Source organism: Acidaminococcus sp. AM05-11 (assembly GCF_003472805.1).
Taxonomy (GTDB): Bacteria; Bacillota; Negativicutes; order Acidaminococcales; family Acidaminococcaceae; genus Acidaminococcus; species Acidaminococcus hominis.
In genome coordinates this window covers 1-26,516 of sequence record NZ_QRMX01000025.1, presented here as the reverse complement: position 1 = coordinate 26,516, position 26,516 = coordinate 1, and the positions used below count along the sequence as shown (strand labels likewise).

Sequence of the window (26,516 nt, the reverse complement as noted above, 5' to 3'; positions counted from 1 at the left end):
GCGTAGAGGTTTATATTATTAGGAACTGTCTACTTGACGGGGAGCACACCAGCGTGAAGGAGGTGGGGCCGAGGGGCCTCGGAGGAAGTTCCATTATTTCACAGCCCCATTTTTTATCTCATGATTTCAGCGCTCCCAGCACATCCCCCACATCCCCGTTGATGCAGATGGCCTGCTGGGCAATTTCCGTAGGAGCCCCTGCCTGACCGTAGTTCAGACAGGCGTACACCGCCTGGGGATTGTCCTTGGTCAGCCGCCAAAAAGGATACTTGATAATGCCCGGGGTGTTGAAGCCCACCCCCAGCTCCAGGTACAGGACCTTGCCCTGCCGGTGCTGCTGGCCAAACTGGTCATACCGCTTGGCCGCCCGGTACCAGCCTGCATCCTGGACAAAGGTGTCATCACTGCGCAGGTTCATGGCCATAGGCCGTCCGCATTTGGGGCAATGGGGCACCAGTTCCTTAGGCACCTTCCGGTCCCGCTGCCGGGCGACCATTTCCCGGACCACTGCCTCGTTGTCATAGGTTTCCTGGTGACAGGGCTCCGAGCACTGCCACAGCCCGTAGTCCCCCTGGGTGTAGAACAGTCTCTCCTTGGCAAACCCCGCCCTTTGGAAACAATGATCCACATTGGTGGTCAGGACAAAATATTCCTTGCCTTCCACCAACTGGAGCAGCTGCTGATACACCGGCTTGGGAATGGGCACGTACCGGTTATAGTAAATGTACCGGCTCCAAAAGCCCCAGGTTTCCTCCGGCGTCCGGTAGGGATAGAAACCCGCCTCGTACATATTGGAAAACTGGTAGGCAGCAATAAAGTCCGGAAACAGCTGCTGGAACCTTTCACCGCTGTAGGTATACCCGGCAGAGGTGGATAGCCCAGCCCCTGCCCCAATCACCACGGCGTCCGCTGCCCGCAGCGCCTCCTGCAGCCGTTCCAGCTTAGCGGACTGTTCCCAGGAGCCCCTGGTAGAGGGCGTAATCCTCTGCTGTGAACACATTGAAAATCACCTTCTTCACAGAACTTTCCTGCTGCAAAAATTTCCGCACGGTCCGTACCGCCAGCTGGGCCGCTGCAGCCTGGGGAAAATGGAATACCCCTGTGGAAATGCAGCAAAACGCCACACTGGCAAGCCCCTGCTGGGCCGCCAGTTTCAGGCAGCTGTTGTAGCAGGAAACCAGCAATGCCCGGTCCCGGTCCGTCACCGGGCCTTGGACAATGGGTCCCACCGTATGGAGTACATAGCGGCAGGGCAGATTGAAAGCCGGCGTCAGCTTGGCCTGGCCCGTAGGTTCCGGGTGCCCCTGCTCAGCCATCAGCTGGGCACAGGACAGCCGCAGCTCCACCCCGGCAAAGGAGTGAATGCAGTTGTCGATGCAGTGGTGGTTGGGCCGGTAGCAGCCGGTCAATCCGCTGTTGGCCGCATTGACAATGGCGTCACAGGCCAGCCGGGTAATATCCCCCTGCCACAAATAAAGCCCCGGCTCCCGGGGCTGCAGGTCTTCCACCCGCACCATGCCCCGTTCCTGGAGCCGCTCCTGCAAATAGGCATCCTGCACCGCCAGAAACTCCTGGCTCACCGGAGCCGGCGGCCGCACATTCAGCAGCCCCCGAAGCAGGAAACGCTGCTCCTCCGCACCTTCCGGCACGGCAATTTCCTGATACTCCGGCCATTCCGCCAAAAGCTGCCGGATTAACTCCACCCGTCTTTCTTCCTGGGTCAACTTCCTCACCCCTTTCTCTGCCCGCTGCGTCAGTTAGAATTCATAGGGCGGTTTGCCGGAAAAGTCCGCAATCACCCCGTGGGGATCTTCCAAATAGAATACCACGAAAATCGGATTGTCCGCCGTATGGTACTGGCTCTTTACAATGGGATTCTCCATACAGGCTTCCTTGATGGCCTGATTGTCCTCAAACACCGCTTTCCCAGACAGCCGCAGCCAGGCATATTTGGGAGAAGCAACCGTCACCTGCACATAAGGATTGGCCTGCATATCCTTGTACACTTCCTTGGTGTTGTTGGTGCAGAACCACAGCTTGCCGTCCCGCTCCAGGCTAAACATAAACGGCCGGCATTTGGCCTTGCCATCCCGGCCCACCGTAGCCAGATATTGTACCGGATTCTCTTTCAGAAATTCTACTACCTTGTTCATAATAGCTCCTCCTTTGGCTTCCCGTTTCCAGGAAAATCGTGCTGTTTGATGTAATGCTTTCATTTACATTGATAATATACCATCATTTTGGCGTAATGTAAAGAGTTACATCAAAAATTTTGCCAGGATTTACTATTTTTTCTAAACCCAATATTCTTCCATAACCAATCTCAGGCTGCCATTTTCAAGGCTTGGTCTGAAAGTTCTCATAAAAGCCCCACAGAGCGGGCAATGCGTTTTTTTGTTGACCCACAGCATTTTTTGTCAGGGGAGCAAATACCAATTACAAAGCCAGGTTTTAGCTTTCAATTTTATCACCATCTAAAGCGGACCATCCGAAACGCACTATTGATACCACAATAGCAACAATGGTTATGCTTTCGTTCAAAACGCCTCCCCAGGATTTTACCAGCACATCATAAAACAGCATGCCTGGTGCATTGACAAAAAGATTTGCCAGCCTTATTTTTCTGGCATTATTGGTCCAATAGGCAATTGTTCCCGCAATTGTCCCTATTACAGGGAGAACACTTTTCCATCCACTCCAGGTGAATATAGCTGCAAAAACCACTAATATGGAAAAAATGACAACCCAGCCTTTCCAGCGTACCACTTTATATTCCTTGTATTTGGTAAGCATAATATTTCTGATAATGTTAATCAGCAGGCTAATACTCCCACTATAGGCCCCAAGCATTACAAATTGTAATCCAAAAGCCAAGCAGCCCAGCGTCTGTAGAATAAACAGCTTCCGGTTTGACCTTACCTGATACGATATAAGAAATAATATTACACCAATAAACCCTACGCCCTGCACCAAAATAGTATTCTCTCCCATATTGCTTCGAACCTCATCCATTCCAGTTTATAATCCGCGGCCTTATAAACGCCCTGCAAACCTTTTCTACTTCACCAGGAGCAGCCATCTATACAAAAACGGCCAGAGAAAAAGGAAATTTCCTTTTCTCTGACCGTTTGCGTTTTTCGCTTTTCTTCCTTATTTCACCGTATTCCGCAGGGTTCCAATGCCTTCAATGTAGCATTCCACCACATCCCCGCTTTTCAGGAACACCTGAGGGTGCATCCCGATGCCCGTCCCGGAGGGAGTACCCGTGGCAATAATTGTCCCCACCTGCAAGGTCATCCCTTTGGACAGCTCGCTGATGATATAGGGAATCCCGTGTACCAGGTACCGGGTATTGCTGTCCTGGCGCAGTTCCCCATTGACCCGGCACTGCAAGTTCAGAGCCGGCGGGAACGGGAATTCGTCCGCCGTAACAATGCACGGTCCCAGGGGAGCGAAGGTATCCAGGCTCTTCCCAAAATACCATTGCTTATGCCGGGTCTGCAAATCCCGGGCGCTGACATCGTTGATGATGGTGTACCCGAATACGTAGTCCATGGCATCTTCCTCGGACACATTGCTGGCTTCCTTACCAATGATCACTGCCAATTCACATTCGTAGTCCAGCTTTTCCACAAAACCAAAGTGCCCGTCAATATAGCCATCCGGATCCACACACCGGTTGGCCCGTTTGGAGAAATACACCGGCACATTCCGTTCCCGAATCTTTTCCGGGTCGAAATCCTTGGGCAGCTCCTCATCATGGGCCCGGTAGTTGATGCCCAGGCAAATGATATCATTCCGGGGCTGGGTAATGGGAGCCAGCAGCTTCACCTTGTCCAAGGGAACTGCGCCCATTTCCATCCGGGCGATGGCCAGCAACTCTTCAAAATTTGAATGTTTCAGTAAATCATACAAATTAGAAAATTTATTTGCCGGAATTACGTGCTTCTGGTCTTCAGAGATAATGCCCACTTGCTCGTCATTATCGTATACAAAGGTAACGATTTTCAAATTGTACCACTCCCCTATGTGTTGTATATATATTTTACCTGTTTTGTGGTAAAATTACTAGGAAGAATTGGCTCTTTTTGCAAGAATTGTATGTTTTTTTTGCCAAACTGTATATTTCTCTGCTATCACTTTTCTAAAGGAAGGATTAAAATGCTAAGCACTTGGTACACCGATGACGGCCATGGCGACTACAACAGAAGCTATGAGCAGCATCAAGATTTCGACTACACCGACTACTCCACCGACCACCGGGAGAATAACTTCCGGAACTATGAGTGGAAAATTCCCAAATCCAAAAAAGAACGGATCAAAAATATTTTGAACCACTACGAATGAAAAAGCGTCCTGAAGGGGGTGTAAAATAACGAAACTTCTATCGTCGTTCGTTCCTTATTACCTTCAACATTTGAGAGTCGCATCCGGTCGTCCAGTGCAATGTAATAATGGAGGACCGGCTAATGCGACCTCTGTGATAGCATTCCAAGAAGCAAGCTCGTAGAGCGAAGTTGATTGGTACAATGCGAACCACTATGGGGAAGGTACCGCACAACGTGCGGCGGAAAGGGCGGCGACCCTTCCTACAGCGGTTCGCTGCTAGCCATTCATTATCGCCTTGCAGGCTCAATTCCTGGGCAGCTATCGCATGGGCCTTATTGACCAAACAGCCACTTGCAAAATTTATCTGGCTGTTTGGATGCGGCCGCAACGCTTGCAGGAAGCGTTCCAGACCTCTACTGGTCAAGTGACAGAGAAGTGTAGTGCTAGTATTTACATACCGAGATTTCATTTCAATACCCGTTTACCACATGACTCGTATTGACCAAAGACTGGCCCGGCAAAGCGTTGCGCTCACATCCAAGAGCATGTCAGTTTATCAAAATGCTCTTGGCTAATGTGAGCCATGTGATAGTAGCCCAAGAAGCAAGCCCGCAGGGCGCGGCTGATTGGAGTGCTGCGAACCACTAAGGGGCCGTCAGTCCGTAGGACTGACTGAGGAAGTTTATTAGATACGATTATGAAGAATAAAACGACTTGCGAACTCATTTGAGCTTGCAAGTCGTTTTTTCTTTCGGTAGTAAGTAGTATTTCACACCCCCAGGGCGTTTTTTTGCGGCCTGGCACTTCCTTTTCCTACTCCTTTGCTAAAAATACAAAAATATTCCCCATTTTTGTCACAATTTAAAGTGTAACGTTATTGAGAATCGTTATCTGCTTACCGTCCATCTCCACCGTACATAAAACGGGATTTTTTCGTGAAAATTCCTTATACAGAGGACAATTTTTCGACAATTTCCTTTCCCTCTCCGTGAATGCATAACACTTTTTAGAAAAACAGTGTACAGTATACAAATAATTGTTGACAACCGCCTGTGCAGGTGGTAAATTACCTAACTATAAAGCTTTATATCCTACACACGCGGCCCCTATCCAGGCGCCCTATTTTTTTCAAAGGAGTGAATGAAGATGAACGGATTAACGCTTGTATGTCTTTCAATCGTCATCTTTGCCTGTGCCTATCTGCTCTATGGCCGTTGGCTGGTAAAGACCTGGGGAATCGACCCCAATGCAAAAACCCCTGCTTATCGTTTACGAGATGATGAGGATTACACCCCCGCTTCCCGCTTTACGGTATTTGCCCATCAATTTTCTTCCATTACAGGTGCAGGCCCTGTCACTGGCCCGATTATTGCCGCTATGTTTGGTTGGCTTCCCGCTTTCTTATGGATTCTTATCGGCGGCATTTTCTTCGGTGCAGTACAGGATTTCACTTCCTTGTATGCTTCTGTCAAAAACGACGGCAAGTCCATGGGCAAGCTCATTGAACAATACGTGGGCAAAACCGGTGCCAAAATGTTCCTGATGTTTGGCTGGCTGTTCTCCCTGCTGGTAATCGCCGCCTTCTCCGACATTATGGCCAGCACCTTCAACGGCTTTGCCAAAGACGGTGCCCTGATGGCCCCTAACGCCGCAGCCGGTTCCATCTCCATGCTGTACATCGGCGTTGCCGTAATTTTCGGCATTGTTACCCGTCGTTTCCACATTACCGGTGCCAAGGAACTGGTGCTGGGCCTGGTCTGCATTTTCGCCATGATCAGCTTCGGTATTGCCCATCCCCTGTTTGCCAGCCGTACCACCTGGCTGTACGTCACCTACGGCTACTGCTTCCTGGCTTCCATCCTGCCCATGTGGCTGCTGATTCAGCCCCGGGACTACCTGAGCGTATTCCTGCTGCTGGGCATGATCCTGGCCGGCGTTCTGGGCATCATCGTAGGCAATCCCTCCATCAATATGCCCGCCTTCACTTCTTTTGAAGTAGGCAACCGGCCCCTGTTCCCCATCCTGTTTATCACCATCGCCTGCGGCGCCGTTTCCGGCTTCCACAGCCTGGTATCCTCCGGAACCTCCTCCAAGACCATTTCCAATGAAAAGGATATGCTTCCTGTTGGCTACGGTTCCATGCTGATTGAATCCACCCTGGGCGTAGTTTCCCTGGTTATTGCCTGCTCCGTGGCAACCAACGGCGTACTGCCCAAAGCTACCCCCTTTGCCATCTTCGGTTCTGCCATCGGCGGTTACTTCTCCATGTTTGGTATCCCGCCCTTTATCAGCACCTGCATCGTGACCATGTGCGTATCCGCCCTGGCCATGACCACCATTGACGCCGTTACCCGTATCGGCCGCATGATGATCCAGGAACTGATGGCCCCGGAACCCGGCGAAGTACAGCCTGCCTGGAAGAAATTCCTCAGCAACACCTACGTTTCCACCATCATCACCCTGATTCCCAGCTACCTGCTGTGCCTGGGCGGCTACCTGAATATCTGGCCCCTGTTTGGCGCTGCCAACCAACTGCTGTCCGCACTGGTACTCATCGGCCTGGCCGTCTTCCTGCGCACCACCGGCCGCAAGAGCTGGATGCTCTACTTCCCCATGACCTTCATGTTCGTGGTGACCATGAGCGCCCTGTGCCTGTCCATCTATGGCGTTTACACCAAGATTATGGCCGGTACCTTCGCCGTAATGGTGGAAGGTCTCCAGCTGGTAGTAGCCCTGGCCCTGATGTTTCTGGCCATTATGGTGGTAAAGAACTGCACCAGAGAGCTCTTTAACGCCGGCACTTCCAAGAACACCGCAGCCGTAAAATCCTAATACAGTGAGTCCAAATCCCCGTCAGCACTAAAGCTGGCGGGGATTTTTTTGGCAGCAGCTTTCTACTTGCCCCCTGGCACCAAATCCTGTATACTCCAACTAACAAAATTCATCTAGGAAGATTTTGCCATTTTCTTCTCTTCAAATCATTTCAAGGGAAGATTTCGCTATTTTCTTCCATCATTTTTCGCATTTTCCCCTGATGTGGGAAGCTTCTTCCCACATGGTTTTTCCAAAAGTATTGCATAAACCCAAAAAGGAGCCGGACAAAAATGAAATCCATTTTTGTCCAGCTCCTTTTTATTTGTCTATTTTCCCTATACTCTTACCGCTCCGCCTTGCCAAACCGGCCAAACAGCAGCAGCGTAATCCCTGCGGTAATGCCCAGCAAAATCACCCGGGGCGCATAGTTCCGCAACAGTATAGCCCAGGACGGAAAGAAATTGGCCACGTAGAAAGGAAACAGCCAGATTCCAAACAGTTCCCCTGCATACGTCCGCTGCAGCAGCCCGGACCGCTTCAGGGCAAAAGCCAGTACCGTCAAAGACACGGTCACCAGGAGCGCCGAGCCCCCTGCTCCCATAAGAGCCGGAAGAAAGCCCTGGGGATCCAGCAAATATTGCAGCCCCGCCTGATGAAACGCCGCCCCGGCCCCAGCACAGGCAGCCACCGATACCAACAAAACAATCAATGCTTTCACGTTTTACTCCTTTTTCCAGAGAGCCTTGGCTCCATAAACAATCTAACTTACAATACAATACTATACTATAGATTTTACCACCGTGCAAGCAAATCTGCGGCCACAGGGCAGCTTCCTTTCCCGGAAAAAGCAGGATTCCCAGCCCCCCCAAAAGGGGACGGGAACCCTGCTTTTGTTCTTCCTTACTGACTCTTTTTTTCTTAAACCCTGTGCCAAAGGCGCTCTTGCCTTCCCTTGGCCTTGTTCCTTAGAAGTCCTCAGTCTCAGCATTTTCCCCAGCCTGGACAGGAACGGCCTGGGTATAATCCACCAGATTGTACCGTTCCATATAGGTCAGGCCCGGATGGAAAGCCTGCTGCCAGGAATTCATGAACTTCGCTGCGTGCTGGGTGCGCATCCAGTTGTTCAGGCTGTAGCGTTCCTTGTACACATAGTAGTGAGGATCCAGCTCCAGCAGATTGCCGTTGGAGTACTGCCGGTAGCCTCGGTCGTTGAACAGGAGATATTTCCAGGCCCCGTCCCGGCCAATGGGGTTACTGTCATCCATCCAGGCAGTCAGCTGGCTCCGAGGATCATTGAGTTTCGTATTGTTCCAGTAGCTGCTGCGGGTGGCCTCGTTGGGCAGAGGCGTGGTGCCATAGACCTCCGTGTCCATCACTCCGTTGCTGAAGTACCCGTGATCCAGGACGTAAAGCTTATCCAAATGGAGCTCACCCTGGGTGGCGGTAATGCTGCCGTTGCGCACCCACAGGTGGTCGAAACGGGCACCCGTGTTGGTACTCAGTTGGCCAATGGTCAGTTTTTCGATAGGTGCATCAGCGCTGGCACCATCGGGCTGGATGGAAAGGAACCCATCCGAACCAACACGCTGGCTTACATTGTCCAGGCCAATATCCGCCCCGGCTACCGCAATCTGGGTGCCGGCCGTCATATGTTTCACATCCATCACTTCAGCTCCGCTGCGGACAAAGACCGCTACCAGGTTGCCATCAATGGTATCCAGGTACAGACTGCCGTCCTTCACTTCCACACCGGCATCCTTCAGAGCATAGAGGAATTGGAGGTCCACATCGTCCGTGCCGTCCTGCCGGATAGTAATGTTGCCCGTGTCCGCAGAAACCAGAGCCTGGTCACCGCCTGCTTCCCGGTGGCTGTCCTTGATATCCCCGGTGCCGGTGGTGGTCATTGCGATATTGCCCTGCTTGGACGTTACGCGAATCTGTTCTGCCGTGCCGTCAGTCGGCCCTGCAAAGAGAATATCTCCGTTGTTGGTGCCAAAGCTGGTGTCCAGCCCGGAAGTCAGGTCCTTGCGCAGGATAATGGAACCGTTCTGGTCGGCCTTCAGTTGGATATTTTCCACTGCCTCAGCGGTGCCGTCCAGGATCAGATTGCCCTGGCTGGTGGTTTCGCCGCTGATGCTGCTGCCGCTCCAGATATCACTCTGGAAGTGGAGATTGCCGTTGTCGCTGCGAGTCTGGAGGTTTTGATCGGCTTTGACGGTGTTCTGGAATTCAATATTGCCGTTGTCCGTCGTGGCTTTTACGTTTCCTTTCAGTGCCTGGGTTGTGCCGGTGACGAGGATGTTGCCCTTCTGGGCCTCCACGCCGCTGTCGCTGGCCGTCAGGGTCGTGTCGCCGTTTTGCGAGGAAATGTCGCTATCGAGGCGGATGGAGCCTTCACTGGCCGCAGCCGTCAGGCTCGTGCCGGCCATAATCTTCTGGCCGGTCTGGCTGATGCTGCCGCTAGTGGCCTGGAGCAGGGTGGCTGCGCCGCTCTGAATATCGCCGGTAAGGTCGATGCTTCCGTTTGTCGTGTCGGCGGTAACATTGATGCCAGCTGTCAGGTCGCCAGTCATCTTGATGGCGCCGTTTTCGGACTGGACGAGGATGTCGTTCGTCTTGGCGATTGCATCGCCGGTGAGGTCAATGCTGCCGCTCTTGGTGTCCACTTGGACGTTGTTCTTGTCGGCGGTCAGGTCGCCTACGACGAGGATATTGCCCTTCGTGCCGGCCTGTACGGTGGTGCCAGTCTGGGACTGGGTATTACCGTAGCGGTTGATGTCGCCGGTGCCAGTGGCAATGGCAGCGGTGGTGCCGGCAGTGATGGTATTAACAGCGCCCTGCTTGCCCACGGTAATGCTGCCGTCTTTGGCGTAGAGGGTGGCTGCCGTACCGCTGTTGATATTGCCATAGACTTCCACCTGGCCCTTGGTCAGGGACTGGAGGTCCGTGGTGGTGCCGCTCTGGACGTTACCGATCTGAAGGATATCGCCGGTGGTGGTCTGGACGTCGGCGGCAGCGGCTGCCGTGACAAGGCCTTTGTGATTAATATTCCCGGTGACAGTTTGGACGGTGAGGTCGTCGCTGCTCAGGATATCGCCGGTCTGGCTGATGGCACCGCTGTTGGTGGCGATGCGGACGTCGCCGGTTCCGGTGATGGTCTTGTCGCCCAGGTTCCAGGTCTTGACGTCGCCTGTGATAGTAATGTCACCGGTGGTGGTGGTTTCCACGGTGGTGCCGTGGGGCGATTCCACGCTGCCTGTGAGGGTAATGGTGCCATTGTCCGTTGTGACGGAAGCCGTGTTGCTGGCCCGCAGGAGGGTATGCTTCTCCGCTGTGCCGGCCGTGATGGTGCCGTTGTCCGTGTTCAGGTTCAGGAGGTCGCCGGCGGTGACGCTGCCGTCTACCACGATGTTGCCTTCGTCTGTCAGGGACTTGCTATCGTGGGCGTGAATGATGGCGTCGTCTGCCGCGCCAGTGAGATTGCCGGTGAGTTTGATGCTGCCTTCGTTGGCAACGAGGCTGGCGCTCTGTGCGGCTTTGACGTCACCGGTGATGGTAATGTCGCCAGCTTTCTTTGCGTCGCCCGTCTGGTTGGCTGCCACGTAGGCGTTCGTCTGGCTGGAGATAACCGGCGTGTCATCCAGAGTCGCCGTCAGGCTGATGTCGCCGTTATCCGTGAGCACATTAACGTTTTGGGTACTGCCTGCTTCGAGTTTGGTACCTGCTGCCGGTTTGACGGTTTGGAGACTGCCGTGGACATTGATGTCGCCGGTGCCGGTCTGGACAGTCGTACCGAGAACGGATTGCGTCAGGCCGAAGAGGTCGATGGCACCTGTGTTGGTGGAAATGGTAGCCGTGTCGCCGCTGAGGGTGAATTCGTGTTTAGTCCCATCTTTTTCCGCAGCTTGGCCGACGAGGATGTTACCCGTGTTGGTAGTCTTGATTTCGAGGGCCTTGGCTGCACTAGCGTTGCCTTGGAGGTTGATAGCGCCGTTATTGGTGCTGATGCTGGCAGCATCGGTGGCAGAGGTGATGTCGCCTGTGAGGGTGATGTCGCCTTTGAGGTCGTCTGCTGCATCTACCTTGTCAACGTCTTTATCGGAGGCACTGATGGTGGCTGTGCCGCCGTTTGCTGTGAAGTCGCCTGTGAGGTTGACATTTCCTTCTACTGCCTTAAGGGTTGCCAGCTTGCCGGCTGTGACGTCACCGGTAAGGGTGAGGCCGCCGCTGGTGGTGGTCTGGACTACGGAGTCGCCCAGGCTGGAGATGACCGGTGTATCCGTCAAGGTTGCCGTGAGGTCGATGTTACCCGTGCCAGCTTGGACGGTGACGTTCTGGGTAGCACCTTCCGCCAGTTCCGTACCTGCTGCCGGTTTGACAGTCTGGAGGCTGCCGTGGACATTGATGTCACCGGTGCCGGTCTGGACAGTCGTGCCGAGAACGGATTTCGTCAGCCCGTACAGGTCGATGGCGCCTGTGTTGGTGGAAATGGCTGCCGTAGCGCCGCTGAGGGTGTAATCATGCTTAGTTCCATCTTTTTCCGTAGCTTTGCCCACGGTAATGCTGCCGTTGTTCGTGGCCTTGATTTCCAGAGCCTTGGCTGCACTGGCGTTGCCCTGGAGGTTGATAGCGCCGTTGTTGGTGCTGATGCTGGCAGCATCGGTGGTGGAGGTGATGTCACCGGTCAGGGTGATGTCGCCCTTCTGGTCGTCCTCATCATCCACGTCTGTATCGGAGGCGCTGATATTGGCCGCACCGCCGCTAGCCGTCAGCTTGCCCTTGAGGTTAACATTTCCTTCCGTTGCCGAGAGTGTCGCTGCCTTACCGGCTGTGATATCGCCAGTTACGGTAATACCGCCGCTGGTGGTGGTCTGGACTACGGCATCGCCCAGGCTGGAGATGGCCGGTGTGGTGGTGCTGGTAGAATCAAGGGTGATATTGCCCGTGCTCGTCTGGACAGTAACGTTCTGGGTCGTGCCTTTTGCCAGTTCCGTACCTTCTGCCGGAGCGACAGTCTTCAGGCTGCCTTCAATTTTGATATTGCCCAGGGAGTTGGTCTTCACCGTAGTACCCGTTACCGAGGCGGCAGTACCGTAGAGGGTAATATCCCCTTTGTCTGCCGTGGTGTTGCCCGTGGTTTCCAGGGTAACAGTGGACGCCGTGGACGTCAGGGAACTGTCGGTTTCATCGGTGCCCACAGTGATATCGCCGGTCTGGGTCTGGAACAGGACTGCCTGGCCGGTACTCAGGGTGCCGCTATAAATAATATCGCCCGATTGGGTAATGAGCTTCGCTTCGCCGCTGGTTCCGCCCGTAAAGTCGCCGGCGGCGGTGATGGTACCGCTGGTACTGTCAATGTGGATGCCGGTTGTGGGCAGGGTCTCGTTGGCTTCGCCCAGAAGCAGCCGTTTGGCCTTCTTCGGCGTGGTTTCGGTGGCCTCAGTCTTTTCGGTGGTTTTGACCGGTGCATCGCTGGTGACGCTGCCGGTAATGCCGATGCTGCCGCTGGTGGTCCGGACGTTGACAGCCTGACCGGCTTTGATATTGCCGGTTACGGAAATCTTGCCGGTGGTAGTGATCAGGTTCACGTTGCCAGCGCCGGTGGCGTCCAGGTTACCCTTGACGCTAAGGTCACCGCTGGTGCAGGTCTGGAGGGTGGTGCCGGTTACAGACTGGGTGTTGCCGTAGATGGTAATGGGGCCTGCTTCGCTGTTAATGGCGGCTGTGGTGCCGGCGGTAAGGTTGTTTGCCACCAGCGCCGTACCGATGGCGATGGTGCCCTTCTTCGCCTTGAGGCTGGCAGCCGTGCCGCTCTCAATATTTCCGGTAAAGGTCAGATTGCCTTCTGTTTCGCTGGCTACGGTGAGGCTGGTGCCGGCGGTAATGGCGCCCGTCTGGGTGATACCATTCTGGGCGGTGAGGCTGATGGCGCCGCTGGTAGCCGTAACAGCCTTATCGTTGGTGATGCTGGTGGCGGCAGTGATGCTCAGATTCCGGCCTGCCGTCAGGGTGCCCTCTGCGTGGACATTGCCGCTGGCGTTGTTGATGACCATATCCTGGACAGCGTTTCCGTTGCCGGTGACGGTGAGGTTGCTGGTCTGTTTGTCATCGGCGTGGTTGTTGATATTTACGTTGGTACCGGTGGAGCCCTCTGCGAAATTCACCGTCACATTTTTGTTGTTCTTGTTTTCTACGTATACGTCCTTGGTCTTGTCCGTATTGGTAATATTAATCGTATCCAGAGCGTTGATGCGGCTGTCTTCTGCTTCGCCCTGCACATTGCTAGGCATGTTGATACCGGCTGCGGCCACCAGATTCATGGTGTTGGCCAAAATGCCATGGTTGCTGGTCTGGGTAATAACGCCGCTGGAGTTCAAGTTGACACTGCCCGTATTCGCTAAGAGCTTGCCGGCTGCATCGTAGGCACCGGCCTGCAACTCGCCCTGGGCCAGGTTGATGAAGCCTGCGGCCGTCAGGGTAATGTTATCGGCCTTGACGGTGCTGTCGATGGCGTCGACTGCCGCTGTCGTATCGGTGGCCTCTACAGCTTCCTGGCCCAGCTGGATGGAGCCTTTGCTGTCGATGGAAAGGTCGCCGCCGGCAGTTACCTGATTGAGGACCAGCGAACCCGAGCCTATACCAGCCAGGTAGATGCCTTGGCCGTCTGTTGCAGCGCTGGCGTTCAGGACGCCGCCGCTATTGGCGATGCGGAGGCCGTCTGTGCTAAGACCCAGGGCACCGTTGGCCGAGGTCAGGTTGATGTTCTGGCCGTCGATGGTACCCATGTTCTTGCCTTCTTCGGTGGTCATCTGCATGCCCGCATCAGAGGCCAGGGAAATCAGGTTGCCGCCCACGCTTTGAATGGTCAGAACCTGCGCCGCGTTGCCGTCGAGCCCAGTCTGGTGGAGATACAGGTTACCCGACGTCCGGGCATCCAGAGTACCAGAGAGGTTCGTATTCAGGTTCTTTGCGGCACTGCCGATGTCCCCGCTGCCGCCGGTGACGATAAGGTTCTTGGCGGTAATGCCGCCGCTTTCCATGGTGACGCCCTTATCCGCCATCAGCTTCACATCAGCCGTGGTGGAAATATTGCCCGTTACGTTCAGAGCGGAATCCTTGACCCCGGCCAGGTAAATGCTGCCGGCGCCAGTGGTATTGGAGGTATTGGCTTGCAGGGTGACACTGCCTGTGGTCTGGAGGGTCAGGGGGCGCTGCTGGCGTACCGTAACGGTCTGGTCCGCTGCACTCCAGGTCAAATCCCCGGCCTTGGCCTGGGACAAGAGCTGGAGGTTTTCCAGCTTCGTCAGGTCGGCGTAGTTGATAACAACCGGTTCGGCATCGTTGCCGATGTTCTTGGCAGCGTTCAGGGTAATGTTCTTCCCTTGGACGTTGGCCTTAGCTACAGTAAGTACTTCTCCTTTAGGCGCATTTAGGACGCTGCTTTGGAGTGCGTACAAGAGGTCATTCTTGCTCCAGCCGTAGGAATTGCTGCTCTTGATATCCCCCACAGAAATGATGTATTCCTGTTCTTCCCCAGTGAAGCCCGTAATGCCTTGGCTATCAAGGAAGCGCTTCCGGGCTGCGTCGTAGGTATTGTAAGCTTTCTGCAAGGCTTTTTGCTTGTCTTCTTCGGTTGCATACTGATACGCCTTGATGGCCTTGACCGCATCTTCATAGGTGGTCTTGGCTTTTTGCAGGTCCGTATCACTCTTGGCGGCAGTTGCGTACGTATCGGCGGCTGCGTTGTAATCGTCCAAGGTATGTTTCGAAGCAGCTGCCAGCTTGTTGCCCTGCCCTGTAAGAGCATCCAGGCGTTCCTGCTTAGCGGCTTCTGCTGCTTTAGCCTTGCTGTCATCGGTGTCTGCCGTGTTGATAATGCCCATATCCTGCCAGAGCTGGAGCTTGTCGCCGCTGCCGGAGAGTGTACCGCCGCTGGTGGCGTCTTCAAAGCTGCCGGAGGTGGTGAGATTAACATTGCCGTTATGGCTGACGATGGAGCCGATGCGCATGTTGCCATTGGTGTTTTTGAGGGTAATGTCGCCGGCTGCGTCAGCGTTGAGACTGGCCGAAAGGGTATCGGCGCTGAGGGCCTTGGTGGCCGCGTTGGCCGTGGCATTGATGGCGCCCGTGCGGCTGATCAGGTCGATGCGTTTCCCTGTAAGGGTCGTGCCGCTGGCCGAGGTCAGGTTGCCGTCAGCCTGGAGCTTCAGGTTGCCTGCTGCTGTGCTGGTCTTGACGCTGAGATTTCCTTTATCCGAAAGGACGGTGACGTCGCCGCCGGTGCTCTTCACAGACAAGGTGGCATCTGTGCCGAGGGCACTGTGGTTCAGGTTGATATTGCCGGCTGCGCTGGCTGTGAGCGTATCCGTGAAGATGCTGGCGCCGCCATCAGCCGTAATGCCGCCGGTATTGCTATTCAGGGTAACCGTGCCACTGGTGCCGGCAGAGGAAATATTCCCGGCCAGGTTGAGGTTCTTATTGGCCGTAATGGAAATGGTATCCTTGCCGCCGGTAATGAAGCCGGTCTGGATAGGGTTATCGGCTTTGATGGAATAGGTACTGCTGGTGGAGCTGTTTTGTGAGCCGGTCCAGCGATAATGTACCGTGCCGTAGCCGAGGACCTTGCCCCAGAAGCCGTCGTAATCTTTATCCACGCTAACGCCGCTCCACTGGGTGTACGGATCCGTATATACTTTCGTATCCACGGAGTAGGCTTTGTCCGTGGCAGTGTCTACCTTGGTGATGACCTGACCGGCTGCCAGGGCCTGGTCACCAGTCTGGGTTTGTGAGCTGGTCGTCGTCATGCCCTGAGAGACTTCTTTATTCGTAACGAAGTCTTCTGTAGTATTGTACGGAATAAGGCCCCACATAACGAAGTCTTTGTCGTAGCCATAGCCGGTTACTTTTACGTCGCCTGCGGTACCGCCAGTCCACTTCAGGGTCTGGGGTGCCGGGTTGTAGTAGGTGATGCCATTAGAGGTGCTGGTGTTGTTTACTACCTGCTTGCCGGTGATTGGCGTCACGCTGACCTTCACAGAGCCGTTATTTTCCGTAAACTCCGTGAGCATATTGGTATTGGTGTCTTTGATGCTGATGAGACTTTCAATGTCGTTATTTTCGATTTTGTGAAGGGTCAGGTCCTTGGCCACAGCAGTGGTGTCAATGGAGATGTCCGGGGTGCCGTCCATAGCCAGGATGCGGCCGCTGCCGTTGGTGCTGGCCACGGCGCCGGTGATGTAGATCTTGCCGCCGGAGGGAGCCAGGTTTTCGGCCAGGAGTTTGCCTGTGGCCGGGTTGTAGTACAGCTTCACTTCGTATTCCCACTGCTTGGTATCACGGTTGTAGTGGGGTCCGCCCTGGTTGATCAGGTAGTTTTCGTTGCTCATGACCTGGTCGTCTGTGAGGGCCCGTCTGTTCCGCTTCCACTGGCTATCCAGGGTATTGATGCGTTTTTGGTCATCCGCCGTGAGAACGGTCTTGTAGGTGCCGTAGCCGCTCTGGACGAGGCCGTCGACGATGACGTTCTTGCCAGTCAGGTAGATATTGCTGCCTGCATGAACCCCGGCACTTTCATCCGGTTTCCAATTCACAATTTTTGTAATTTCTAGCCCATTAAGTTCCAAATCTTTCGCATGCGTTATAAGCGCACTTCTGTAGCCATCATAGGTAGTCTGGCTGGTAAGCCACGAGACATCCCAGTTATTACTTGCGCCTTTAGACAGGTACTTCTGAATCTTTTGGGCAATGGAGTCGCTGAATTGGTAACGCGTAATCGGGTCGGAGCCTACAACGAGCCAGCCTTCGCTGGTCTGGGTGACGGAGCCCTTATCGGCCACAATGTGGATGTTCTTGCCGGTTACGTTGGCCGAGCCCACAATATAGATATTTTGATTCGAGTTCTGGATGGTCACATCGCCGGAACTGTTGAGGATATCCCCAAACACGCCAATATCCGGGCTGGCATAGCTAGAAGCAGTGCCCGTGCTCTTGATGGTAATGGCCGGTTCTGCCCCTGCGGCTGCGCTGCTGGACAGGCTGCCGGTAAATTCGGACAGGGAGCTTCCTACAAGGCTGTCGTTAAAGGTGAGGCTGCCGCCCTTATCCTTGATGATGACGTCGCCAGTCTTCAGGTAGAGGTCACTGGAGTTGGTAATATTCACGGCGTTGACGCCTTGGGCCTTCAGACTGCCTGTGCCGGTGACCTTATCGGCATCGATGGTGATGTTGCCGCCGGAAACCACGATGTCCGGCAGGTTGATGGCTGCTACATTGATTTCATCCAGGATGGCACCGTTGTTTTTAACGAACCCATTGGTTTCCATCAGGGACTTGAGTTCTTTCATTTCTGCTTCCAATACGTGGTATTCGTTGGAAGTCGGTGCATATTGGCCGATCACATTGGCCAGTTTCCGGTAGCGGTCAATCAGGGTATTGGGCAGGGTTACGCTGGAGGGCTTAACACTGTCTGCAGAGAACCAGTCGCTGCCCTTGGTAACCGTAGAAGTAATACCGCTCCAATCCAGGGCGGCTTTGCCATCTACCTTAGTTGCTTTCGTTTGTCCGGAAATGGTCAGGTCCAGATCCGTATGGATGCCGGCCGTCACAGAACCAGTATCGCCCAGGGACACGTAGTTGTCCGTGGTTTCACTGCTGGTATGGCTGCCCAGGGCCGTAGAGGTGGTGGAGCCTGTACCCGAATCGCCCGTGTAGTTGTTGTATTCCCGGGCGCTTTCGGAGACTGTGGTCAGCCCCTGTCCGGCTTTCAGATTGGTATGGCGGACAGAGCGGACGTCGCCGTTGATGAGTACCTGGTTGGCCTGGGTCATGGTGTTTTCCAGGCTGGGACTGCTCACCAGAGGCAGAGCGGTCTTGTTATAAGCATCAGCCAGGGCGGTGTAATTGAGCACGGACCGCAGACCGTTCTGGTCGGCGCCGGCGTAGAGATTGACGTCGTTCATGCTTTCCACCAGGCCGCCGGTGAGGCTGATGGTGTTGGACCGGTGGAAATTATTGATGGCTTCCGCAGAAGCGGCCCCTACAACCCCGCCCTGGGTGTCGGCCACGGTCTGGAAGGCACCATTGGTGGTATCCGTGGCGGCCAGGGTAATGTTCTGGTCCGCTTTGCCCGTCTTCAGGGTAGCGTTGGTGGCGCTTATGCTGTTGGCGTAGGTCACATCATTCTTGCTGTAGGCTGAGGTAGAAGCCACCACCCCGGCGCTCTTCAGATTGTTGGTATATTTCATATCGCCGGTGGTTTCGGCCAGGGCCGTCAGGGTGCCCTTATCGCCGGTACCGGTGAGAGTCGTTCCTTCGTTCAGATTGACCTGAGCCGTGTAGTTCAGGGTATTTTCCATGGAGTTGGCGTTCACGGAAGCGCCGCCGTAGCCGCTGCCCTTCAGGTTCACGTCGTGGTCCACGGTATTGACCGCCGTGTAGTTCTGAGCCCCTGTGGTAGTAACGGTGCCGTCCACGTTGGTTTTGGCCGTATGGCTGACCTTGGTGGTCATTTCCGTACCGCTGGCGCCGATGACAGCAGCGGACAGGGAGTCGGCTGTAGCGTCTACGTCATCGCTGTTGGTAGCCGAAGCCGTCAGGGAGCCGGCCTGCCAGGAGCCGTTCACGTTGGTCTGGGTATTGGTGGTAAAGGTCGTATCCGCTTCGGCTGCTGTTGGGCTGATTCCCACCAACCCGCCGCCGGCACCGCTGGCATTATTAGCCAGGTTGCCATAACCGCTGCTGCGGAGGGTGACGCTGCCCAGGCTGCTGCCGTCAGCTGTACCGGAGGCACTGACGTTGGTGGTCAGGCTGCCGGTCATTTGAGAGATATTTTCACCGCTGGCAATGGTGCCCACCGTGACGCCTTTGGCGTCGGCGTCAAGCGCCGACGAGTTCGTGCCGGAAATAGCCAGGGTATCTGCCTTGTAGCTGCTCTTGCCAACGCTGACCGTAACGGCCGTGTTTTGGTACGCATCAGCCACGTTGGCTTGGAAAGATCCGCCCAGGGCTGCGGAGAGACCCACGGCGTTTGCCTTGGCATTGGCCTGGGCGGTATCGTCAGTGCCAGTTTGCTGGCCTGCGGCAGCGCCTAAGGTGACGTTTTTGCCGCTGAAGGTGGAGCCGTCGCCTACGCTGAGGCTGACTTCTCCCCCGGCTTTGGCCGTGGCGAGGGAGGCACCGACGGCACCTAGCAGAGCGCCGCTTAAAGCCTTGGCATCGGCAGTAACGTTGGGCGCACCTTTAGCCAGGATAGAAATGCTGTCGCCGCCAAGCTTATTGGCGTCTGTCAAGGTAATCGCGCTATTTCCCTTATCTTCTGCATAGGCGACAATGCCCTGAAGAGCCCCTGCCCCAATGGCCCCGCCAAGGGTGCTGGCGGAAATCCCATTGGCCTTATTGGCTGTCACACTGGTGGCGCCGGTGCTGGCAATCGTAGAGCCCTGGTTGATGGTAACCTTGGTGCTGCTGTCATTTTCGGCGTTGGTAATCAGGGCACCGCCGGCATAGCCCAGGGACCCGGTGATACCAACCACCTCGCTGGTGGTCTTGCCGGTGTCTTCGGCGAGGATGGTCGCCCCGTAGGCTTCACCAGTTTCTTCGTTAATGGCCCCGCCTACGCCGCCTAAGAGGCTGCTGTCCGAAAGGGTGACGTTGGTGGCACCGCTGGATTTGCTTTGGGCAAAGGCTGCGTTCACGCTGAGACCGCCGGACAGGGCTGCCTGGTAGGCTTTAACGGCGGTTGTACCGTGCTGTTTGGCCTGGACGGTCAGGTCCTTGGCAGAGGACAGAGCACTCTTGCCGGAAATGGTGACACCGGCGTCTTTCTTGGCATCCAGGGCGGCCACCGTCACGTTGGCGCCGCTGACCCCGGCCACAGTTGCAGCAGCAGCGGTAAGCGTGGCGTCGGTTTGCCGGTCTGCGCTGACCGTGAGCGTGTCACTGGTGGTGATGGTACTGTTATCCACGAGGGTCTGCGTGCCTGCTGCGGGCGTCGTCACGCCGGTTTTGGCGCTGACGCCGGAGTTATTGCTGACAGTGACGCCCGCATCGCTGCTGATGAGGTTCGAGCCGCTCGTGAGATTATTATTTTGGGAACCGATGGCGTTATTGGCGTTTGCGAGGATGCTCTTGGTATCCACTTTGCCGCTCTTATCAGCATCGCTGCCGTAGGAATCGGCTACCTGGGTGCCAATGGTGGTGACCATGACATTGGTATTGAGGCCGAAGCCGCCTAAGGTGGCACCTGCCATGGTCTGGTCCACGTCCAGTTCTTCCCGGGAGGTGACAGCGGCAGTCTTGGCGTTGACGGTGCTATTGGTGACCTTAGCCAGGGTCCCTGTGTCGACGGTGTTGATGCCCACGCCGACCCCGATGGCTGCTGCACCGGCGCTGGAGGTGGCAGCGCCGAAGTTCGTCGTCACCTTATTATGGGCGTCGACGCTGACCTCCGGCGTAATAGTACCGGCCTTGCCGATGGTGCTGTTATTGACTTCGGCTGTGGTCGTGCTATTGATGTTATTGACGCCAATGGTCGCACCGGCGGCACCAACGGCAGCGGCTGTACCGATGACGTACGTATCCACGTCGGTGGTGCTGTCGGCGTTGACGCTGGTGGAGGTACTGCTCAGGCTGGTGCTGTTGTCGATGAGGGCCGACGTGGTGAAGTCATCGTTGACGATGCCGATGCCGGCGCCGATGGCGACACCGACAGGAGCGCCAGCAGCTGCAGCGGAAGCACTGTAGAGGGTCGTATGATGATCATGCAGGGCTTTTACCTTCAGCTTGTCATTGGTGCTGGTAATGTTTTTGACGACGGCCTGGGTCGTGCCGTTTAATTTCGTAACGGCTACGGTAGCTGCTGCCGAGGCAGCGGCTGTGCCGCCACCGGAGATGGAGAGGCCGTCGGCGTTGGTGACGACGCTGGACTGCTGGTCGGCAGTGACGTCGATATTTCGGCCGTTGACGGTCTTATTCTGGAGGCTGTCCGGATTAGACACATTGCCGGAGAGTTCGGCCTGGGTCGTGCGGCTGAAGGCCAGCGTATCGGACGCACCGGCTACGCCGGCACCACCCGTAGCGCCAACCCCTATGCTCAGGGAGCCTACGTGGCTTTCGCTGTTCGTGCGGTCGATGGCCTTTACGGTGACGTCATCGTTTGCGTCAGCCGTGCGGGTTTCATTGATGGTGGTATTGGTTACGACAGCTTTCGTGCTGCCGCCCAGCTTATTCAGCGTAACTGTGCCGGCTGCGCCAACGGACACGCTGCCCGATGCGGCGATACCACCGGTAACGGCGACGCTCTCTAAATCATGCTGGCCATAGGCGGCGGTGACAATGCCCTTGCGTGCATCAGTGATGACCTGCTCGTCTTTCGTCACCGATGTCTGGACGCCGGTATCGTCCATGGTCTGCGTGAGAGCTATGCTCTCATCATTTTTGCCAGCCGCTTGGAGGGTGCTGCCTGTTACTGTGGCGGCTGTATTGCCTGTGATTTCGTTGCTGCTGACGCTGACGCCGATACCGGCGCCGCCTTTAAATGCGCTGACACCGAGGGCACCGGCGTAGTTGCCCAGCTTTTCCCGGCCATTGGCCAGGACGCCGATGTTGCCGGTACTTGTCAGGGTACTGTCCGCAACGCTAGCCTGCACATCATTGCCGATCTGGTTGACGGCCACGTTGCCGGCGATGCCAACGTTACCGGCTGCGGCTGCGCCGATACCGGCGGAGGTGATATCATTGTTGCCCGTGGCCTGCACCAGGGTATCCGTATCGGTAATCTGGCTGCCGCCCGTAATGGCAGCTGTCGTAGCCTGCTTGATGCGGTTGACGCTGACCCCGGCCCCGCCGGCGAAGGTACCACTGCCGGCTGCGGCGACGGCAACGGTATTGATGGTACTCTTGCTGTCGGCTGTAACGGAGACGTCGCTTGTTGTGCCTCCCTCTGCAGCCTGGATGGTCGAGTTCTTTACTTCTGCCGTAATGTCCTTGTTGACCAATGCGGTAGCTGCGCCGCCTTGGATGGCCACTTTGCCGGCACCGCCCACGCCCACACCGATGGTGGTCAGCGTAGAGGTGTCAGCCGCGTGGAGGGCTGCCTTTCCTGCATCGGTGGTCGTAAGGGCAGCGTTTACCATAGCGGCACGGGTCTTCTGCCCGGCTTCGCCTGTACCGGCGCCGCCCACATCGTTATAGGCTACAGCGCCGCCCAGGGCGACTTTCCCTGCTATATCTACGTTGCCCACCACGGCCAGCCGGGTATCGCTGCTGGTGGCTTCGACGTTGGTATCGGCAATGTTCGTGAGAGTCGTCTTTTCCTTAGTGACGGTCTTGCCGTCTGCATCTTCAGCTTCACCGATGACGGCTTCTGTATCGCTGCCGCCGTGGTTGATGGCTGCCGTACCGCTGAGGCCGGCGCTCTTGCTGGCTGCTACCGTAGCTCCGATGGCATAGAGCTTGCTTGTATTGGCAGCGGTAACGTCCAGGTCCACGCCCGTTTCCGTCAGGTTCGTCACCGAACCGCCGGCCAGGTAGGCCTGAATCTGGTTGGAGAGCTTGTTGTAGGCCACCGCTGCGCCGATGCCGGCTTTGCCTCCATAGGCCACGGAACCGGCCACGTTCACTTCTTTGGCACTGCTGTCCGCCGTAACGGCCAGCTTATCTGTAGTAATGGTGGAGTCGCTGACCTGGGCCAGAATATCGTTGTTCTGGGTCTGCCAGGTTACACTGGCGGCACCGCCAAAGCTCTGGGAACCGGCGGCAATGCCGGCTGCCACGTCGACGCCTAAGCTGTCCGCTTCGGAGGCCGTGGTAATAGAGCCAGCTTGGATGGTGGCGTTATCGATGCGGGCCGAGAAGTCGATGTCCCGGTCAGCCACGTTGACAGCAGCACCGGCGGCATTGCCGTTGGAGCCGGCAATAATCAGGGCTGCGCCCACGCTGAGGCTGCCAGTATCGTCCATATCGACGGTCTGACCGGCTGTGTCGAGGCCATTTCCTTCTTCGTCTGTATCTTTATAGTAGGAAGAACCGTCCGTGTCCAGGCCGGCGTCTTCCGCAAACTGCTGATGCTTGGAGTAATCCCCCAGTTTTTCCTGGTAGGGCTTTGCTTCCTCGGAGCCGCTGGTGGTATCGTGTGCTTTCACCGCAACGTTCCCTGCGGCGGTAAGGTTTACGCCGGTAATGGCCGCATCCGCCTTGTTGGTCAGGCCGTTGTAGACGAAGGCACCGGTAAAGGCCCCGTTGGAGCTGCCATCGGTCTGGTCGCCGCCAACGGCAACCCCGGCAGAAACGGCCCCCGTAATCTGTTTGGTGGCCAGAAGGCTTTCCACCTTGGCAGTGTTCACATTGGTATAGGTACCGCCTTTAATGCCGGCGTTGATATTATTGTTGATATTGGCAACGGCAACGCTGCCGCCCACGGTCTTGCCGCCGCCTTTGGTAAGGTCGGCATTGACGCCGCCGGTAATCTGGAGGTCGCTTTCGTAGGCTGTGACATCGAGGTCTGCCTTGTCAGAAGCAGACCCGGTGACAGTATTGTCTTCTGCCAGTGCGGTGACATCCTTGTCGATGAGGTTCACCGAAACGGAAGCGCCGCCGGCGAAATTAGTGCCGGTATCCTTGATGACCGACAGGCCCAGTCCAGCTGCTGCGGCAGTACCGCCGCTAAGGGCCTCAATATCCATCGCTTTGACCCCTGTCAGGGTACTGTTCTTAATGGCGGCCGTCAGGTTGTTATCAATCCTGTTGACAGCAGCCGCACCGCTGACGGCGACTTTTTTCTTGGAGCTGTCGCCCTTGCTCAGGGAGAGGGCTGCACCGCCGCTCCAGGCCCCGACGAAAGAGGTATCCCGGGCACCCACCTGGACGTCGCCGTCGTTGTTGAGTTGGAGGTTAGCCCCGTCGATCAGGGCTTCGGTGGTATTCGTTTCCAGGTTGACGGAAACGCTGCCGGCTCCGGAAAGGCTGAGGGACGACTTCTTGCTGCCGCTGGTACCTGTCTGGCCGGTCGCCGCCGTGCCCGTAAGGGGCGAGGCTTTCGCCGTCGGGGTCGTGCTTTCGCCTTCTGCGCTGCCAGAAGCTCCGGCTGTACCTCCCTGGTTTTCACCGGCGCTTTCCAAGGCATCCGTCAGGTCTTCGCTGACCCCAGAAATACTGTCTAAGCTTTCGCCGATTGCATCGGGAATGGCGCTGGAAAGGGCACCGGTGTTTCCCCCGGTGTTGTCAATGGCATTGGTGGGCTGGGTGGTCGAGCTTTCGCTGGAGGTAGCCCCGCCGGCTACCGTAATGGTATTGATAAGGCCAGTGGTTTCGGCGCTGACGTTGAGAGCTGCGGCGCTGATGGAACCGGCCGTAGCGGGAGCCGCTGCTGCCGTATCCAGATCCTCGATGGCTGCCCGGTTGGTCACGTCAATGTTGTTCACGGCGACGGACATGCCCACGGCGGCGCTTCCCGTGCTGGAGGCCAGGGCGAGAATAGCATTATTCACGTTGGTATTGTTGTGGCCGGCCAGAGAAATGGTGCCGGTGCTGCCGCCACTGTCCTTTAAGGCCGTAAGCTTGGCATCCTTGTCCACCAGGACCTGGTTGTTGCTGTCGCTGTCCGTAACAGAGACCATACCGCTCAGGCTGTTGCTGGCAGCTTTCTTGCCGGCGGAAAGCGTAATGCCCGCATGGAAAACGTCAGAGTCGCTGGTGAGGTTCAGGTCCCCGCCCGTGAGTTCCGCCCCTTGCTCAACCCTGACCAAAGCGCTGGAATCAAAGTTTTGGTAATTGAAGCTGCCGCCCACGCCGGTTCCCGTTTTCTTGGCAGCCGTGCCCGTGGCGGCACCAGCACCTGCTGCTGCGCTGCCCAGGTCAGTACCTGTTGCACCGCCGCTAGTTCCAGTGTCAGAAGCAGACGTAGAGGCATTGAGTTTACCATTGATATTTACATCGTCAATTTTTTCTACAGCCTTCAGGTTCAGGTTGTCAGCCGCCGTAAGCACTGCGTTTTGGCCCACGGTGACGCTGCTGGCAAAGTCGATATTGGACAGGGTAATGGCGCCGGCCAGGGTACGCTGGGTATCCTGGTCCCCCAGGGACTGGGCCGAAGCCGATACGTTGGCGTAGTTCGTGGGTTCCTTAAAGGCGGCAGCACTGTCGACGGCTTCCGAGGCGCTGGTAAACAGGCCCTTCACATCGTCTGCCACATCCGAGCCAGCCGTCTTCACTGCGGTCAGCAGGTCGGCAGACTTAGCCAGTACGTCCGCCGCAGAGCTGGAAAGGTCGGCCAGTTTCTGCCAGGTGCTTTCTTCGTTGATGCCTTCGGCAGTGACGTTGGCTGCTGCACTGTCAAACTCAGCTTGGTAAGCCGTTAAAGACTTTTGCAGCTCGTCTGCCGCAGTCTTTACGGCCGTAGATTCCGCAGAAAGGGTTGCCGGGAGTTTTGTCAGGGCAAATTTCAGCTTGGCAAGGCTGTCTTCCAGGTCCGCTTTCATCCGGTTGATGCGGTTATATTCCATTTCGGCGCTGCTTTGGAGGGTCAGGTCCTTGCCGGCGGTAAGCTTTGCACCACCGTCTTCCACCGTAACCTGGGCCGACTGGTTCAGCTTGTCGTAGACAAAGCCCACCGAAGCCACATTGGGTTTCGCGGTGGTTTCGTCTTTGCCAAAGGTGTTGGACGTGCCGGCTGCAGTGAGCTTGGTGTCTTCTATGGTCGCATCGGCTTTCGCCGTAAGATTGCCAAGTTTGGCTTCAGTTACAGAACTCTTGCCTAAGTTGACGGCTGCCGTATTGGTTTCATCTGCGTAGACCACCGCAGCCCCGGCCGTAATGTTGTCAGCGATAGTATCAGCCAGAGAGGTGCTTTCTTTCTTGGCATCCTTACTGGAGAACAGGTCAATGATTTTTCCGGCAACCTCATCCTGGAGAGAAAAGTCCTTGATTTCCTTCAGCTGTTCTATATAACCCCCATACTTGTTTTCCAGCTGGGTTTTCTCTCTTTCTTTGGCTTCCCCGGCAGCGTTGTTGGCCTGGTGGCTATTGGATTTCAGGGTATTCTTCGCCGCAATATCCACGTTCTGATTGCCCTTGACAGTTCCCTGTACGTCCACGTTGGCCTTGCTGTTATGGCTTACCACGTCAACGGCCGTGCTGCCGGCAGATTCGTCCGGTGCTTCGGACTCGGCTTTTGAGCTTAACGTATTCTCAGCTACTGCGCTGACGCCCACGCTGCCCCCTTGCGAATCCAGGGTGCCGTTAATGGCCACGTTGGCGTTATTTTCATGGTTGGTCACCGTGACAGCAGCCACCATCAGGGGAGCCCCAGTAGAGGCTTCGCCTTCTTCACCTTCCCCGCTTTGGTATGCTATGAATAAAGTAGACTGGCATATAGTTAA

Annotated in this window: 9 protein-coding genes; 2 read left to right on the top strand and 7 right to left on the bottom strand. The window is 56.0% G+C overall.

The features are described 5' to 3' along the window. Positions 1-118 precede the first annotated feature (118 nt). The 5 genes from DW089_RS09335 to DW089_RS09315 form a co-directional block, all read right to left on the bottom strand. Entirely contained in the window at positions 119-1,000 is an 882-nt protein-coding gene (locus DW089_RS09335) for a Sir2 silent information regulator family NAD-dependent deacetylase (RefSeq protein ID WP_105326020.1), read from the bottom strand. After that, on the bottom strand, positions 942-1,724 hold the full coding sequence (locus tag DW089_RS09330; RefSeq protein ID WP_105326021.1) for a protein-ADP-ribose hydrolase: 783 nt from the start codon (positions 1,722-1,724) through the stop codon (positions 942-944). The genes DW089_RS09335 and DW089_RS09330 overlap by 59 nt, the downstream gene beginning before the upstream one ends. Before the next feature lie 33 nt (positions 1,725-1,757). Beyond that, positions 1,758-2,153, bottom strand: coding sequence for a pyridoxamine 5'-phosphate oxidase family protein (locus tag DW089_RS09325; RefSeq protein ID WP_105326022.1), 396 nt, complete (start codon positions 2,151-2,153; stop codon positions 1,758-1,760). A gap of 298 nt (positions 2,154-2,451) precedes the next feature. After that, positions 2,452-2,991: a YgjV family protein gene (locus tag DW089_RS09320; protein ID WP_105326023.1), complete on the bottom strand. Its 540-nt coding sequence runs from the start codon at positions 2,989-2,991 to the stop codon at positions 2,452-2,454. 159 nt (positions 2,992-3,150) lie between these two features. Next, entirely contained in the window at positions 3,151-4,011 is an 861-nt protein-coding gene (locus tag DW089_RS09315; protein WP_105326024.1) for a fumarylacetoacetate hydrolase family protein, read from the bottom strand. A gap of 150 nt (positions 4,012-4,161) precedes the next feature. Here DW089_RS09315 and DW089_RS09310 point away from each other — a divergent pair, with 150 nt between their 5' ends. Beyond that, positions 4,162-4,347 (top strand): hypothetical protein, encoded by a 186-nt coding sequence (locus DW089_RS09310; RefSeq protein ID WP_105326025.1) that lies wholly within the window; start codon positions 4,162-4,164, stop codon positions 4,345-4,347. A 1,128-nt stretch (positions 4,348-5,475) separates the two neighbouring features. After that, complete coding sequence (locus DW089_RS09305) at positions 5,476-7,161, top strand: carbon starvation protein A (RefSeq protein ID WP_105326026.1); 1,686 nt, start codon at positions 5,476-5,478, stop codon at positions 7,159-7,161. A 325-nt stretch (positions 7,162-7,486) separates the two neighbouring features. On the opposite strand, the gene DW089_RS09300 is transcribed toward DW089_RS09305, so the two are convergent. Both DW089_RS09300 and DW089_RS09295 read right to left on the bottom strand, forming a co-directional pair. Beyond that, positions 7,487-7,861 (bottom strand): hypothetical protein, encoded by a 375-nt coding sequence (locus DW089_RS09300; RefSeq protein ID WP_105326027.1) that lies wholly within the window; start codon positions 7,859-7,861, stop codon positions 7,487-7,489. Positions 7,862-8,108: 247 nt separating this feature from the next. Next, positions 8,109-26,432 carry a hypothetical protein gene (locus DW089_RS09295; RefSeq protein WP_118287170.1) on the bottom strand — a complete coding sequence of 6,108 codons (18,324 nt, stop codon included), beginning with the start codon at positions 26,430-26,432 and terminating at the stop codon, positions 8,109-8,111. Positions 26,433-26,516: the final 84 nt, after the last annotated feature.

Bases quoted from the DNA above. Each gene is read 5' to 3' on its own strand.
- DW089_RS09335 (WP_105326020.1), bottom strand. From the start codon at position 1,000: ATGTGTTCACAGCAGAGGATTACGCCCTCTACCAGGGGCTCCTGGGAA.
- DW089_RS09325 (WP_105326022.1), bottom strand. From the start codon at position 2,153: ATGAACAAGGTAGTAGAATTTCTGAAAGAGAATCCGGTACAATATCTG.
- DW089_RS09320 (WP_105326023.1), bottom strand. From the start codon at position 2,991: ATGGGAGAGAATACTATTTTGGTGCAGGGCGTAGGGTTTATTGGTGTA.
- DW089_RS09310 (WP_105326025.1), top strand. From the start codon at position 4,162: ATGCTAAGCACTTGGTACACCGATGACGGCCATGGCGACTACAACAGA.
- DW089_RS09305 (WP_105326026.1), top strand. From the start codon at position 5,476: ATGAACGGATTAACGCTTGTATGTCTTTCAATCGTCATCTTTGCCTGT.
- DW089_RS09295 (WP_118287170.1), bottom strand. From the start codon at position 26,432: ATGGTGGCTGCTGTCACGGTGACCAACCATGAAAATAACGCCAACGTG.